The sequence below is a fragment of the Sphingomonas metalli genome (assembly GCF_014641735.1).
Classification (GTDB): Bacteria; Pseudomonadota; Alphaproteobacteria; order Sphingomonadales; family Sphingomonadaceae; genus Sphingomonas; species Sphingomonas metalli.
In genome coordinates, this window is sequence record NZ_BMIH01000004.1 from 40,626 (window position 1) to 54,334 (window position 13,709).

Sequence of the window (13,709 nt, forward strand, 5' to 3'; positions counted from 1 at the left end):
TAATATCAAATACGCCGTCGTTCGATCCTATCGTCCGATGGTAGGAGAGTAGACATGCGTAAGACATTTTGGATTGCAGCGGGGCTGCTGGCTTCGTTGGTCCCTGGTACTGCGATGGCGCAGCATCATGGTGGCCGTCATTCCACAGGTCATGGTAGCTACGGCGGACATGGACGTGTGGTCGTGTCAAATCACGGCTATGGCTATGCGCAGCCCTATTATGGTGGCGGCTATTATGCCGACTCTCCGCGATACCAGTCTCGCCACTACGTGCGCGATCGGCACTATGATCGTCATTCCCGTCCGAGGCATTACCGCCGCCATCATTGACGGCGGTAAGGCTTCGGGCCGCTACTTGCGGGTTTCGCGCCGGGCAAGCCACGCCCGCATCTCGGCGATCTCGCGCCGCTGCGTCGCCACTACTTCGGCTGCAAGCCGGCGAACAGCGGGATCGCGCCCGTACCTCAATTCTATCTCGGCCATCGCGATCGCGCCTTCATGATGGGGGATCATCGCGCGCATGAAGTCGGCGTCGGCATCACCAGTGAAGGCCACGTCCATAGCGCCATGCATCTTGGCGTTCGCGGCCCGGTAGGCTCTGGTTGCGGGCGTGTCGGCCCGCTTTCCCGCATCAGCTCCCCGGGTCACGCTCGTACCGTGTTGAGCGTGCTGTGCGCTCGCAGCAGGTGGCGTCAGTCCAGCGGCCGTTGCGACCATCAGCGCGAGCGTGCCGTTAATTCCGATCATCACGTTCCTTCTCCAGTGTAGCATCATGTCCGCGCTGGCGTCCGGCTCTGGCCGGAGGTTGCCGGCGCGCAGCCGCATCGAGCTCGGCCACGGCCTGGGCCGCGGCCTCGCAGTCGCTGCCGGTTTCCTGGCCCCGCTCGCAGCGGGTGACAACCAGCCTCGCCTCTTCCGCGTGGAAACGGAAATAGCCAGCATCCCGTGGTTTAATCAGTCCGCATCCAGTCAGAGCGATGGTCGCGACAGCGGCAATGAGCGCGCGTTCCTTGAGGTTTGTCATTCTGTTCACCCGCTCGTTGTTCATGGAAATCACAAAGCGATGCCAAAGCGCCGGAGTGCGAGAACCATCGCGATATAGAGCAGGACGGTCAGGCAGCATCCGGCGGCCAAGGCTGGCCAAAAGCCAATTCCGTGACGCAAAAGGACTGGTATCAGTAGGAATAGCGGCAGCGAGGGGAGTACGAACCAGAAGGTCGCCTGCGCATGGGCCGCCATGTTCATCGCATCAGGCCGGTCGTGCCACAGCCATATCATGCCAAGGACCGAGACGACCGGTAGCGACGCAATCAGCGCTCCGAACCCGGGATAGCGCTTCGCCACTTCCGACGCTGCCGCGATTAGTATGCCCGAGACGATGGCCTTGACTGCAAGATAGTACATAGGATGCTTCGCTTACCTTGTGGCGGTGGATCTTGATGATGCGGCCCAGCGCCACTTCCCCCCGTTGCGACGCCATGCGCGAAACCCGATGCGGTAAAGCCTCCCGATCCACTTGATGAGAATGAACGTGGTTCCTCGCGGGACCAGGCCAAGGGCACTGGCGTAGCGCGTGACGAAGACCAGCATCGAAGCTGCCGTAAGCCAAAGTCCGGCGGGAAAAACGGGAGACGAGCCATTGACATTCATCAATGGCGATCCCCGGATCGCCCGAAGGTCGCGACCCGCCAGAGATACCAAATGACGGCCAGCAAGAGCACGGCGTTGCTGACCGGTTCGATGACGCTCGCCACCTGATTATAGCGTTCGCCCAGCTCGTAGCCGGCTAGCACGAGGATCACGGTCCATATTGCCGAGCCGGCAAGCGTGGAAAGCAGGAACGGACCGAGGGGCATTCCGCTGACCCCTGCTGGCACCGAAATCAACGTCCGGACTCCCGGGACCATTCGTCCGAACAGAACCGCCCAACGGCCATAGCGGTCGAACCAGCGATCGACATGATCGATCTCGTCCGCCGTCAACGTCAGCCATCGACCGTGGCGAGAAGCAAAGCGCTTCAACCGATCGATGCCGATCCAGCGCCCGACATAGTACCATAGGATCGCTCCTGCGGCCGATCCGAGGGTGCCAGCGATAACGACCACCCACAGCGAGCCGCGCCCCTGCGCGGCCGTGTAGCCCGCAAGGGGCAGGATCACTTCCGATGGAATCGGCGGAAAGACGTTCTCGGCCAGCATCAGCAGGAAGACGCCAAAGCCGCCGAGTGCCGATAGGATCGATGTTATGATGTCGAACACAAGACAGCCTCGTCAGATGATCCAATAGAAGATGGCGCAGAACACGAGGATGAGGGCGAGGACCGATCCTACGATCGCGTTTTCCAGTCGCGGGCACTCGACGTTCCTGATCCGCGCGGCGACCTGCCAAGCGGGGCGGATCGGACACCGCCACGACCCAGCGACAATTCGATCCAATTCCGCGTCCGACAGCCCGAAGAATGCTTTGGCTTCACGGCGCGATCGACCCGCCAGCCCCATCACACGCAGCACCACATCGTCCCATGCGACATCGATCGCGCTCGGCCGATCGATCATCGGGCCGCGCGCGTCACCGCCTGCCCAAGAGGGAGGCAGCAGGCCGATGATCTGGTGAGGATTGCGCTCCAACAGCGTCGCCCAGCGCAGCAAGCGGTGTTGGCGGTCCCGCGCCGGGATAGTCCGCGCCGGCGCCCAACGTCGGGTGAGGGCTTGCACTGGATGTGTCCATCGGCTCGCCTGAGAGGTCGTCATGGACTTGCCGGAGTACAGGCGTCGCCATTGGTAGCGCGCTTGAGCGGACGAGAACAGCGCAGGGTCAGGAAGGTGGTGCAGCTCAGGATGAAGGCGATATCGTATAGGCCGTAGCCGACGGCCGCCCCGAGCGCGCCAGTCGCCCACAGGCTGGCCGCTGTTGCCGTACCCGAGGCTTTGCTACCCTTCTTCAGGATCGCGCCGCCCCCAATGAAACCGACGCCTGTAATCAGACCTTCGAGCAACCTGGCCTGCGCCGGGGACGTGCGGCCGAGGATCGCGATGCCTACCAGCACGAAGCCGCAACTGGCGATGGCAACCAACGGGAATGTGCGGATGCCTGCGCTACGGGCGTCCTTCTCGCGATCCCAGCCAACCGGAAGGGCAAGCGCGTAGGCGACGGCGAGACTGATGATATGGGTGGTTATCTCCCACCATGAGCTTTGAAACATGCCGGCCTGCCTGTTCTACGCGATCGCTCCAAATCGGAGGTTAAAAACGAATGTTGGGCCGAGCGCCTTGAAGGCGCTCGTGATTAAGGCGAGGATCGTGAACATCTGCGAACCTACCGGTGCAGACATGCGATGATGGCGGCCACGACGGCGGCGGTTTCCGCAACGTCGCGCACCCTGACCGTGTCGAGGCCGATCTCGACGGCGGGATAGTCATTTCCACCGGGGAAGATCGCATCGCCGATGAACAACATGCCGTCGAGCGGCACGCCGCTTTCGGCGCTCAGGCGCTTCAGGCCGTAGCCTTTGTCGACCCCTGCCCTCGTCACGTCGATCGATGTCGTACCGCCAAGATTGATCGAGAGGCCCGGCAGCACTGCGCGCAAGGTCGCCTGCAATGCAGTGCGTTTTTTCCGATCCCGGTCCCATCCCTCCTTTTCCTTCAGCGGCGCCGCCTGCCCCAGCCCCGAAAAGGTAATCTGGCTGCCGCGATCCTCGATCCGCTCGCCCCATATGCGTTCATCGGCGAGGCCGGCATCGGCCAGCGCCCGGTCGAAGGCCGCGCGGATCTTCGCCTTCTCCGCATCGTCGAACAGCTCGGCATAGACCACGCACCAAGCCCCATCGATGAAGCGATAGAGCTTGGTGCCGGTGGTCGGCATCAACCAGAGGCGGTCGAGCGCTGCGTCCGCAGGCAAGCGCGACGCGACCTGCTTTTCGAATTGTGGCCAGTCCCCGCCCGAGATCACCGCCACATCGGTAACGGCGAGCAACCGGGCGATGATCGCGGCCATATCCTCCGATAACGGGCGTTTGCTCTCCGCGAGCGTGCCGTCGAGGTCGAAAGCGACCAGCCACTTCATGCCGCGTTCCCCGCCGGGTCGCGGTAGGCGAGCAGCCGGAGCGCGTTGATGACGACGAGCAGTGTCGATCCCTCATGGACCGCCACCGCTGGCCCGATGCCGAGGCCGAGGATGGTGGCAGGCACGAGGAAGGCGACGACGCCCAGGCTGACGAACACGTTCTGACGGATGATGCCGCGCGTATGACGGCTCAGGCCGACCGCGAACGGCAAGTGCGCCAGGTCGTCGGCCATCAGCGCTACGTCGGCCGTCTCGAGCGCTACGTCCGACCCCGCCGCGCCCATTGCGATGCCGACCGTGGCGCTCGCCATCGCGGGCGCGTCGTTCACGCCGTCGCCGACCATCGCGACCTTGTCCTCGCCGGCAAGCTTCTTGATTGCGGCCACCTTGTCTTCGGGCATGAGGTCGCCCCACGCCTCATCGATTCCGACATCGTTGGCGATCGCTTCGGCGACCTTCTGGTGATCGCCGGAGATCATTATCATCCGCGACACACCCATCTCGTGCAGCCGGCGCAGCGCGGTCTTGGCCGCTTCGCGGGGCGTGTCCATCAGGCCGATCGCGCCTAGGTCGCGGTCTCCCTTGCGGACGACCATCGTCGTGCGGCCGTTCTCGCGCAGCTTCGCGATCGCGTCCTGCGCCCCCTGCCCCAGCGCCGGTATGCCCTCGCCCCCAAACATCTCGGCCTTGCCGATCCACACCGTCTCGCCATCCACGCTCGCGGTGACGCCACGACCGGTCAGGCTCTTGAGGTCGCCAGCGGTGGGCAACGGGCGCCCATTCAGGCGTTCGCGGCCGTCGTTGACGATCGCTTGGGCCAGCGGGTGATCGCTCAGCGCCTCGACAGCGACGGCCAGCGACAGCAGCTCGCCTTCGTCGGTGCCGTCGACGGGCACGACATCGGTGATGCGCGGGCGCCCTTCGGTCAGCGTGCCGGTCTTGTCGAAGGCGATCGCCTTGAGCGATCCGAGGTTTTCGAGCGGCGCACCGCCCTTCACCAGCACACCGCCACGTGCCGCGCGCGCGACGCCGGACAGGACCGCGCTCGGCGTCGCGATCGCGAGCGCGCAAGGGCTCGCTGCGACCAGTACCGCCATCGCGCGATAGAAGCTGTCGCGGAACGGCTCGTCGATGACCACCCAGGCGAACAGCAGCAGCACCGACAGGATCAGGACGGCGGGCACGAAGATGCGCTCGAACCGATCGGTGAAGCGCTGCGTCGGCGACTTCTGCGTCTCCGCCTCGCTCACCATCTTCACCACCTTGGCGAGCGCGGACTCGTTGGATCGGCGCGTCACCTCGATCTCGATCGCGCCGCCGCCATTGATCGTGCCGGCAAAGACGCGGCTCTCCGCCTCGACCGCATCGGGCTTGGCGCGGGCGGCTGCCGCGTCCGCGACCGGCACCTTGTCGACCGGGATGCTCTCGCCGGTCACCGGGGCTTGGTTGATCGCGCTCGTGCCCGTGATGACGAAACCATCGGCGGGAAGGCGTTCGTTTGGTCGGACGATAGCAATATCCCCGACAACCATCTCCTCGACCGGGATTTCGCTGGTCTGCCCGTCACGTCGCACGGTCGCGGTTTCGGGCGCGAGCTTCGCCAGCGCCTCGATCGCCTTCTTGGCGCGTCCCATCGCGTAATGCTCAAGCGCATGGCCAAGGCTGAACAGGAACAGCAGCAGCGCGCCTTCGGCCCATGCGCCCAGCGCAGCGGCGCCGGCGGCAGCAACCAACATCAGCGTGTCGATCTCGAACTTCTTCAGCCGAAGATTGTCGATTGCCTCGCGCAGCGTGAAGAACCCGCCGAAGAAATAGGCTGCGATGTAGCAGGCGGTCGGCAGCCAGTCCGGTGCACCGGTGGCCAGCTTCTCGATCGCGTAGCCAATTCCCAGCAGCGCGCCGCAAGCGAGCGCAAAGATCAACTCGGTGTTGGGACCAAGAAAATCGGCATGGCTATGGTCGTGACCGTCGCCAGGACCGTGTTTCTCCTCGCCCGCCCCGTGCCCACCGGGACCATGGTCATGGCCGGCATGGTCGTCGGCGGCGACCCGCTTGCCCACCCGGACCTTCAACTTGCGAAGCGCCGAACGCACCTCCTCTTCGGTGGTCTCGCGGCGGTCATATTCAACCCGGACAGACCCACTGGTACTGGCACTCGCCTGCACCACGCCCGGCAGCGCGCATAGCGCGTCACTGACGGTGCGCGCCCGACGCTCGTGGCTGATCCCCGTCACCTGCCAGATCGCATGGCCGTAGCGTTCGGTGATTTCGGCGCCCGCGGCGCGCACCATCTCGCGCAAGCGCGGCAGCGGCAGCTTGGCAGCGTCGAAATGGATGCACAGGGCCGCCGGCGTGTCGCCGTCGAGGCAGATCACATGCGCCCGCTCGACGCCTTCGCGCTTTGACAGGGTTGATACGAGACGGTCCAGGCAAGCGTCGGCCGCGTCAGGAAGGTCCGGCAACAATACTGGAATATCGAGTTCGAGCTTGTCGTTCATGACGACCTCCTTTCGCTTTTCTTGGTTTCGGCGCGCGCGTCGCGCAGGATTTCGACACCGCCCTTGATGGCGATGATGGCGGTAGCGAAGCCGACCAGAAGGTCCGGCCAGTTGGTGCCCAGCCACAGCACCAGCACGCCCGCGATCAGGATGCCGCCATTGGAAATGAAGTCATTGAAGCTGAAGGTGGTGGCGGCCCGTAGGTTAACGTCCGGATCCTTGAGCCGCTGGAGCAGCCGCAGGCAGAGGTAGTTTACGACGCCGGCGATCGCCGACATGACCATCATGGTCGGTCCGATCGGCTCGCTCCCCTGCACATAGCGTCGCCCGACATCGATCAGGATGCCGCCCGCAAAGATCAGCAGCATTACCCCCGATGCGATCGCGGCGCGCGTCTTCCACGTCTTACCGTGGGTCAGCGCGACGAGGCTGAGAGCGTAAACGGCGGTGTCGGACAGATTGTCGACGCCGTTGGCGATGAGCGCACTTGAATCGGCGAACGCGCCGGATACGAAAAAGCCCGCTGCGATTGCTGCGTTCAGCAGCAGCACGATCCAGAGCGTGCGACGCTCCTGCGTGCCCGCGTTGTCGTTGCTCGCATTCATCCCATGATCTCCTCGAGCGTCAGGAGGGCGAGGAACCCTACGAAGAACATCGAGCTGATGAGCGGGGTGTCAGGCTTCTCGTGCGCCTCAACCAGCAGCTCTTCCGTGACGAGGTAGAGCAGCGCCATCAGCCCAAAGCTCAGGAAGCCAGCGACCATTACCGGCGAGAGCGTGGCGACAGGAACGGCAGCGAGCGCGCCGATCGGCAGCAGCAGCGCCAAGGCCGAGACGATCACGATGATGCGCAGGCGCGAGCGATAGGTTTCCGCCAGCTCGTTGGTCAGTGTCAGACCCAGGAAGAGCACTTCGAGTGTCAGCGCGATCGTCAGCAGAAATCCCGCCTTCTCGCCCGCGACGAACGCAAGGCCGAGCACCAGGCCATCGACCAGGATGTCGATGCCGATCGCGGCGAGCAGCGCCATCGGCCCCTTGAAGCGGGCCTCGAAAGCCTTGAGACCCAGCATCGTTACGACGCCCGCCGCCCCGCCGATCAACGTCGCGCTGGGCGAAGCCTCATGCTTGACCTGCGGCAGGATTTCAGTCGCTGCCGCCGCGAACACGACGCCGGCAGCAAGATGCTGTAGCCCCGCCACGAGGCCAGGATTTAACTTTGTGCGGCTCGCGATGATCGCGCCGAGCACGACCGCCAACACAGGCGCAAGCGTGTAGAGCAATGCCTGCATATCCTATGATTCCTCCGGTGTTCGATGACAGACGCGGATCTTCCCGCGCTGCGTGAAGGCGATCGACCCGCCCGCCACGACTGCCCGCGACTGGTCGCCGCGAAATTCTTCGCCGGTCCGTTGCGCGTGCAGGATCTCGGTTCTGCCCTTGGGCAGCCAGGTGACACCCATCTTCAGGCCGTCGTCGATGAAGTCGACATCGGCGCGCGATCCATCGTCGCAATACATGATGCGCTGCGCGATCAATCGAGGCGTCAGATGCTTTTCATGCGCCGGCTCGGCCGGTTGGCTTGGAGCGGGGTTGCACGCCCCTACGACCATACCCGCGAACAGAACGGCGCCGATGCGCGCGGCTGTCAGGCCAGGCAGGTGCCGCAAGGCGCGCACCGCCCTCACCACAGCACGCCGTGATCGGGCGTCAGCGGCTCAGGGGCCGGTAGTCCCGCCGTCTGAAGAAGGTCGATCTCGATCGTGCGGCACATGGCCGTGAGCGGGACATCGTGGACGCTATTGGCGAACGGATCGGTCAGATCCTCGCCGATGCTCAGCACCGCGAGGAAGACGAGTCCGATCAGCGTCGATCCGATCGGCGTGGCAAGGCCCAGGGATTCGACCAGCGCGATCGGAAGCAGCACGCAGAACACGCGCGTGAAGAGGTTCGGGAAAAACCGAAAGCCATTGGGCAGCGGCGTGTTCTTGATCCGCTCCATGCCACCCTGCGCATTGGCGATGTCGATCAGGACGCGCTCTACAGTTGCCTGCTGGATCTCGGTGATCCGACCTTCCGCGAGCGCGTCGGCGTAATTGCCCGATATGTCCTCCAAGAGCGCGTTGGCAGGGTTCAGGCGAGCGACCGCCATATCGGCGACGTCCGTTCCGGCGATCCGGGCAATGTCTTCATAGGGCGACTGTCGGCGAAGCTGGCAGCGCATCGAGTGCGCGAAGGCGATCTGCCGCAGGATGATGTTGTGCCGCGTCTCACTGCCCTCGGGTTCCCCCTTGGTCAGGCTGCGTGTGATCCTGGCCAGGCTGCGCGACGCATTGATGAGCGCGCCCCAAAGGGTTCGCGCTTCCCACCAGCGCGCATAAGCTGCGTTGGTCCGAAACCCCATGAAGAGCGCGATGGCAGTGCCGAACAGCGCCGTCGGCAAAGGCGGTTCCTTGATCGGGGTCATCATGTGGAATGCCGTCACCGCCACGTCCCACACGAACAGGATCGTGAGAGGCTTCCAAACCTCGATAATGATCTGCCTAAAACGTGGCCTCGCGCCGACTATCATATCAATTACGCCCTAAATCTCTTAGCAATCGTCATCCGATCGGCATGTTCATGATGTCCCGATAAGCGGACAGCAGCTTGTTCCGGACTTGCAGGGTCGCCTCGAAAGTAATGGATGCGCGGCTCTGGATGAGCGCGACGGTTGCAATGTCGGTGGTTTCGCCACGCTCATATGCTTCGGTGACGACATCCTCCTGCTCCTGGGTCTCGTTGACCTTCGCGACCACGGCATTGAGGGTGTCGGCAAAGTTCGACGCCGGAGCGGTCGGCGTCACGCCGGGCGGTGCCGTCGGCTGCGCCGCACGCAAAGCGCGGCTTCGCGCGATCACTTCGGCCCGAATGGCCATCACATTCGAGATCGACGTGTCAGACATCGTTTCTCTCCCGTTCCAGTGCGACGTGTCGGAAGACAGGACGGTTCATCGGGTGCCCTCCCGTTCGCAGATTCGGGTGCGGCCCTCGCCATCCACGACGGTGAGCTGCGACCCCTTGAAGGTCGCGGTGGCTGTCTCGCCGACATATTGGAGGCCCTGCGCTGGCGCGGTCAGCGTCATGGGCACGGCGCTGCTGGAGCGCCGCAAATCGATCTGCAGGCCGTTGTCCTTGTAGTCGACGAACAGCGGTTCCCCGTCGGAACAGCGATAGGGATGGCGCCCCATTTCCCCGGTCGCCACGGCGCTGTCGGACGAATGGATTTGCTGCTCCGTTGGCGGGGCTGGCGGCTTGCTTTCCGTGCAAGCCGCCAGGCCGACAACGAGGATGAGGGCGGGCAGTACCCGCTTCAACGGCATCATCGCGCCTTCCTCCTGTAGCGGGAGGGGACGCGCTGACGATTGATCCCACGGGCAGGCTGACCCACCCGCCAGCGCAGATAGGTTGCGAGGCGATCATCAGCCTCGATCATCAGGGACCGCAGACGACGCAACATCATCGCCGCGAACGGCAGAGACAGCGCCCCGCCCAGCGTGCAGCTATGTGTTAGCCTAGTGCCACCATCGTCCCCTGCCAGCTCGTACCGTTCTTCGAGCGTGAACAGATAAGGGATGCCGCAGGACCAAGCGAAGGCGCGCGGCTTATCGAATTGATCGACCCGGGCCGGCGTCCGAATTGGCCGGGTGATGCCCTGGATCGCGAAGGTACATTCCGTTTCGCCAAGCTGGCACGGGTTGTCGAGGAATACGAGCGGACTCCAAGCCCGACGATGATCCGGATCGGTGATCGCCGACCAGATCCGCAGTGGCCCGCCGTGAAGCATTGAGCTGGTTATGGTGCGAGGCATATCCCCATCTCCCAGAGATGAGCGGGGCGATCGCGGATCGCCCCGCGCACCCATCAGGCCAAGTTGTTCACGAAGGTCTGACCGTGGTCGTCCCCTTCATGCTCCTCATTGTAGTGCTCGGGCTTCTCGATCACTTTCTGCCCGAACCGGGCGTAGAGCGTCGGCAGCACGAACAGCGTCAGCAGCGTCGCCGAGATCAGGCCGCCGATGACGACGGTCGCCAATGGCTTCTGCACCTCCGCGCCCGCCCCCTCGCCAAGCGCCATCGGCACGAAGCCGAGGCTTGCGACGAGCGCGGTCATGACGACTGGCCGCAGACGCTGCATTGCGCCGACATGGGCCGCCTCCTCGCGCGATAGCCCCGACCGGATCAGATCCTGGATTGAGCTGACCATGACGAGGCCGTTGAGGACCGCGATGCCCGACAGGGCGATGAAGCCCACCGCCGCCGAGATCGAAAAGTCCATGCCGCGCAGGAAGAGCAGCAGAACGCCGCCCACCAGCGCGAATGGCACGCCGGTGAAGACGATCGCGGCATCGCGGACCGATCCCAATGCGCCATAAAGCAGCAACAGGATCAGGATGAAGCAGGCCGGAATGACCAGCTTCAGCCGCTCGCTCGCCGATTGCAGGTTCTCGAACTGACCGCCCCATTCGAGATAGGCACCGGCAGGCAGCCGGACCTGGCTGCCGATCGCCGCCTGCGCGTCTGCAACGACGCTACCGACATCGCGACCACGCACGTTGGCTTGCACCACCACGCGCCGCTTCCCGTTTTCGCGGCTGATCTGATTGGGACCGTCGACGACCTTGATGTCAGCGACACTGGACAGCGGCACATAGCCGCCGCCTGCCACCGGCACCTGCACCTGCTGGAGCAGGCCGATGTCGGCGCGCTGCGCCTCCGACAGGCGGATCACCACCGGGAAGCGACGGTCGCCCTCGAAGATCTGGCCCGATGTTCGCCCGCCGATCGTCGCAGTCACGGTGTCCTGCACATCCTGAGCCGTAACGCCCAACCGCGCCATCGCGTCGCGGTTGACGCGAATGTCGAGCATGGGAAGACCGGTCGTCTGCTCCACCTTCACGTCCGCTGCGCCTTGCGTTCTGCGCAGCACCGCCGCGATTTGCTCGGCCGTCCGGTTCATCTGGTTGAAGTCGTCCCCGAACACCTTCACCGCGATGTCGCCGCGCACGCCGGCGATCAGCTCGTTGAAGCGCATCTGGATGGGCTGGGTGATCTCGTAGGCATTTCCCGGAATCTTCGCGAGATTACCCTCGATCCGGCTGACCAGCTCCTCCTTGGGAAGCTCAGGATCCGGCCAATCCTTGCGCGGCTTCAGGATGACGAACATGTCGGTCGCGTTCGGCGGCATCGGGTCGGCCGCCAGCTCGGCGGTGCCCGTCTTGGAATAGACGAATTGCACCTCCGGCTGCTTCGACATCATCCGCTCGATCGGCACCTGCATCGCCTGGCTCTGCTGGACCGACGTTGCCGGAATGCGGAGCGACTGGATCAGCAAATCGCCTTCGTCGAGCTGCGGCAGGAACACCGAGCCGAGCGTAGTGAAAGCAAGCGCCGCCACCACAAGGCTTCCCACACCCGCACCGATCGTCAGCGTCGGGCGCTTCATGGCCCGGTCGAGACCGGGTTCGTAGCGCTTCTTCAGCCACGTGATGATGCGGCCGTCCTTCTCCTCGACCTTCTTCGACAGCCAGATCGCAATCATCGCCGGCACGAAGGTGAGAGAGAGGATGAAGGCGAAGGCGAGCGCGATGATGACGGTCAGCGCCATCGGTCCGAACGTTTTACCCTCCACGCCGGTCAGCGTGAGCAGCGGTACGTAGACGAGGATGATGATTGCCTGCCCGTAAACCGAGGGGCGGATCATCTCGCGAGCGGCGGCTGCCACGGTCGCAAGCCGTTCCTTGACGGTCAGCAAGCGACCTTCATGATGCTGTTGTTCGGCAAGCCGCCTCAGCGCGTTTTCAACGATGATGACGGCGCCGTCGACGATCAGACCGAAGTCCAAAGCCCCAAGGCTCATCAGATTGGCCGAGACCCCAGCGCGCAGCATACCAAAGCCTGTCAGCATCATGGTGATCGGGATGACCAACGCCGCGATCAGGGCCGCACGGAAGTTGCCGAGCAGCAGGAAGAGCACGACGATGACCAGCACCGCGCCTTCGGACAGGTTTTTCGCGACCGTCTTGATCGTCGAATTGACCAGCTCGGTGCGGTTCAGCACCGGCTGAATTACGACGTCAGGAGGCAGCGAAGCGTTGATCGTCTTCAGTTTCTCAGCGACCGCGGTCGACACGATGCGGCTGTTCTCGCCGATCCGCATGATCGCCGTGCCGACGACGACTTCGGTACCGTTCTCCGATGCCGAACCCATGCGGATCGCCTGACCCGTCTTCACAGTCGCAACTTGTTCGACCGTGATCGGCACGCCGTTACGTGTCGCGATCACGGTCCTGGCCAACTCGCTGGCATTGCGAACGAGCGCATCCGAGCGAACAGCCAGACCTTCGCCATTGCGATTGACGAAGCCACCGCCGACGCTGGTGTTATTGCGCTCCAGCGCATTTCCCAGGTCCGTCAGCGTGATGCCGAGCGAGGCCAGCTTCTGCACGTCGGGCACGACGAGGAACTGCTTGGCGTAACCGCCAATCGAGTCGACACCGGCGAGGCCCGGTGTGGTCTTCAGAAGCGGCGTCACGATCCAGTCCTGCGCGGTGCGCAGGTAGGTCGCCTTGTCCTCTTCGGTCGTCAGTCGCTCGCCCTCTGGCGTGATGTAGCTGCCATCGGGCTGTTGGCCCGGTTCACCGGGCTTGTGCTTGTCGTCCTCGCGATGATCGAGACGAACGGTGTACATGTACACCTCGCCCAGGCCTGTCGCGATCGGACCCATTTCAGGGTTCACGCCGTCGGGCAGATTCTCTTGCACGCCCCGCAGACGCTCGCCCACCTGCTGGCGGGCGAAATAGATGTCCGTCGCGTCCGAAAAGACCGCCGTGATCTGCGCGAAGCCGTTGCGGCTCAACGAGCGCGTATATTCCAGGCCGGGGGTGCCGGCGAGCGCGGTTTCGATTGGAAACGACACCTGCTTCTCGACCAGCTCGGGCGAGAGGGCAGGCGCGCGGACGTTGATCTGGACCTGATTGTTGGTGATGTCCGGCACCGCGTCGATCGGTAGCCGGTAGAGGGAAAAGGCGCCGATGGCGGCGACGATGACGGTGAGGAGCAGGACTAGCCAGCGCTTCTCGACCGCCCAGGTTACGATACGGGCGATCATG

At 64.0% G+C, this 13,709-nt stretch carries 17 protein-coding genes; 1 reads left to right on the forward strand and 16 read right to left on the reverse strand.

Annotation, left to right across the window (positions count from 1 at the left end):
• Positions 1–54: 54 nt before the first annotated feature.
• On the forward strand, positions 55–330 hold the full coding sequence (locus tag IEX18_RS14465; protein ID WP_143058621.1) for a hypothetical protein: 276 nt from the start codon (positions 55–57) through the stop codon (positions 328–330).
• Between the two features lie 21 nt (positions 331–351).
• Here IEX18_RS14465 and copM read toward each other — a convergent pair whose 3' ends face one another.
• The 16 genes from copM to IEX18_RS14545 form a co-directional block, all read right to left on the reverse strand.
• Positions 352–747 carry a CopM family metallochaperone gene (copM, locus tag IEX18_RS14470; protein WP_050794225.1) on the reverse strand — a complete coding sequence of 132 codons (396 nt, stop codon included), beginning with the start codon at positions 745–747 and terminating at the stop codon, positions 352–354.
• Positions 734–1,048: a hypothetical protein gene (locus IEX18_RS14475; RefSeq protein ID WP_206379108.1), complete on the reverse strand. Its 315-nt coding sequence runs from the start codon at positions 1,046–1,048 to the stop codon at positions 734–736. Before IEX18_RS14475 ends, copM begins: the two co-directional genes overlap by 14 nt.
• A gap of 5 nt (positions 1,049–1,053) precedes the next feature.
• Entirely contained in the window at positions 1,054–1,404 is a 351-nt protein-coding gene (locus tag IEX18_RS14480) for a DUF3147 family protein (protein ID WP_018251229.1), read from the reverse strand.
• A 245-nt stretch (positions 1,405–1,649) separates the two neighbouring features.
• Positions 1,650–2,258, reverse strand: a complete 609-nt coding sequence (locus IEX18_RS14485; RefSeq protein WP_007406854.1) for a DedA family protein — start codon at positions 2,256–2,258, stop codon at positions 1,650–1,652.
• A gap of 12 nt (positions 2,259–2,270) precedes the next feature.
• Positions 2,271–2,648: a hypothetical protein gene (locus IEX18_RS14490; RefSeq protein WP_007406863.1), complete on the reverse strand. Its 378-nt coding sequence runs from the start codon at positions 2,646–2,648 to the stop codon at positions 2,271–2,273.
• A gap of 98 nt (positions 2,649–2,746) precedes the next feature.
• Positions 2,747–3,202, reverse strand: a complete 456-nt coding sequence (locus IEX18_RS14495; RefSeq protein WP_018251228.1) for an MgtC/SapB family protein — start codon at positions 3,200–3,202, stop codon at positions 2,747–2,749.
• A 113-nt stretch (positions 3,203–3,315) separates the two neighbouring features.
• Positions 3,316–4,065, reverse strand: a complete 750-nt coding sequence (locus IEX18_RS14500) for an HAD-IIB family hydrolase (protein WP_007406852.1) — start codon at positions 4,063–4,065, stop codon at positions 3,316–3,318.
• Positions 4,062–6,563 carry a heavy metal translocating P-type ATPase gene (locus IEX18_RS14505; protein WP_007406838.1) on the reverse strand — a complete coding sequence of 834 codons (2,502 nt, stop codon included), beginning with the start codon at positions 6,561–6,563 and terminating at the stop codon, positions 4,062–4,064. The genes IEX18_RS14500 and IEX18_RS14505 overlap by 4 nt, the downstream gene beginning before the upstream one ends.
• Positions 6,560–7,168 carry a cation efflux transmembrane domain-containing protein gene (locus IEX18_RS14510; protein WP_007406859.1) on the reverse strand — a complete coding sequence of 203 codons (609 nt, stop codon included), beginning with the start codon at positions 7,166–7,168 and terminating at the stop codon, positions 6,560–6,562. The genes IEX18_RS14505 and IEX18_RS14510 overlap by 4 nt, the downstream gene beginning before the upstream one ends.
• A complete protein-coding gene (locus tag IEX18_RS14515; protein ID WP_018251225.1) occupies positions 7,165–7,851 on the reverse strand; it encodes a ZIP family metal transporter in 687 nt (228 codons plus the stop codon). Before IEX18_RS14515 ends, IEX18_RS14510 begins: the two co-directional genes overlap by 4 nt.
• 3 nt (positions 7,852–7,854) lie before the next feature.
• On the reverse strand, positions 7,855–8,247 hold the full coding sequence (locus IEX18_RS18645; RefSeq protein WP_037477072.1) for a hypothetical protein: 393 nt from the start codon (positions 8,245–8,247) through the stop codon (positions 7,855–7,857).
• A complete protein-coding gene (locus IEX18_RS14525; protein WP_019368194.1) occupies positions 8,244–9,131 on the reverse strand; it encodes a bestrophin family protein in 888 nt (295 codons plus the stop codon). The genes IEX18_RS18645 and IEX18_RS14525 overlap by 4 nt, the downstream gene beginning before the upstream one ends.
• A gap of 31 nt (positions 9,132–9,162) precedes the next feature.
• Complete coding sequence (gene fliE, locus IEX18_RS14530; RefSeq protein ID WP_026189139.1) at positions 9,163–9,504, reverse strand: flagellar hook-basal body complex protein FliE; 342 nt, start codon at positions 9,502–9,504, stop codon at positions 9,163–9,165.
• Positions 9,505–9,549: 45 nt separating this feature from the next.
• Positions 9,550–9,924 carry a hypothetical protein gene (locus tag IEX18_RS14535; protein WP_026189138.1) on the reverse strand — a complete coding sequence of 125 codons (375 nt, stop codon included), beginning with the start codon at positions 9,922–9,924 and terminating at the stop codon, positions 9,550–9,552.
• On the reverse strand, positions 9,921–10,409 hold the full coding sequence (locus IEX18_RS14540) for an SRPBCC family protein (protein ID WP_026189137.1): 489 nt from the start codon (positions 10,407–10,409) through the stop codon (positions 9,921–9,923). Before IEX18_RS14540 ends, IEX18_RS14535 begins: the two co-directional genes overlap by 4 nt.
• A 53-nt stretch (positions 10,410–10,462) precedes the next feature.
• Positions 10,463–13,708, reverse strand: coding sequence for an efflux RND transporter permease subunit (locus IEX18_RS14545; protein ID WP_018251219.1), 3,246 nt, complete (start codon positions 13,706–13,708; stop codon positions 10,463–10,465).
• Between the last annotated feature and the right edge of the window lies 1 nt (position 13,709).

What these genes read in the sequence shown, in the direction of transcription:
- IEX18_RS14465 (WP_143058621.1), top strand. Translation starts at nt 55, where the DNA reads ATGCGTAAGACATTTTGGATTGCAGCGGGGCTGCTGGCTTCGTTGGTC.
- copM (WP_050794225.1), bottom strand. Translation starts at nt 747, where the DNA reads ATGATCGGAATTAACGGCACGCTCGCGCTGATGGTCGCAACGGCCGCT.
- IEX18_RS14475 (WP_206379108.1), bottom strand. Translation starts at nt 1,048, where the DNA reads ATGAACAACGAGCGGGTGAACAGAATGACAAACCTCAAGGAACGCGCG.
- IEX18_RS14480 (WP_018251229.1), bottom strand. Translation starts at nt 1,404, where the DNA reads ATGTACTATCTTGCAGTCAAGGCCATCGTCTCGGGCATACTAATCGCG.
- IEX18_RS14495 (WP_018251228.1), bottom strand. Translation starts at nt 3,202, where the DNA reads ATGTTTCAAAGCTCATGGTGGGAGATAACCACCCATATCATCAGTCTC.
- IEX18_RS14500 (WP_007406852.1), bottom strand. Translation starts at nt 4,065, where the DNA reads ATGAAGTGGCTGGTCGCTTTCGACCTCGACGGCACGCTCGCGGAGAGC.
- IEX18_RS14505 (WP_007406838.1), bottom strand. Translation starts at nt 6,563, where the DNA reads ATGAACGACAAGCTCGAACTCGATATTCCAGTATTGTTGCCGGACCTT.
- IEX18_RS14510 (WP_007406859.1), bottom strand. Translation starts at nt 7,168, where the DNA reads ATGAATGCGAGCAACGACAACGCGGGCACGCAGGAGCGTCGCACGCTC.
- IEX18_RS14515 (WP_018251225.1), bottom strand. Translation starts at nt 7,851, where the DNA reads ATGCAGGCATTGCTCTACACGCTTGCGCCTGTGTTGGCGGTCGTGCTC.
- IEX18_RS14525 (WP_019368194.1), bottom strand. Translation starts at nt 9,131, where the DNA reads ATGATAGTCGGCGCGAGGCCACGTTTTAGGCAGATCATTATCGAGGTT.
- fliE (WP_026189139.1), bottom strand. Translation starts at nt 9,504, where the DNA reads ATGTCTGACACGTCGATCTCGAATGTGATGGCCATTCGGGCCGAAGTG.
- IEX18_RS14535 (WP_026189138.1), bottom strand. Translation starts at nt 9,924, where the DNA reads ATGATGCCGTTGAAGCGGGTACTGCCCGCCCTCATCCTCGTTGTCGGC.
- IEX18_RS14540 (WP_026189137.1), bottom strand. Translation starts at nt 10,409, where the DNA reads ATGCCTCGCACCATAACCAGCTCAATGCTTCACGGCGGGCCACTGCGG.
- IEX18_RS14545 (WP_018251219.1), bottom strand. Translation starts at nt 13,708, where the DNA reads ATGATCGCCCGTATCGTAACCTGGGCGGTCGAGAAGCGCTGGCTAGTC.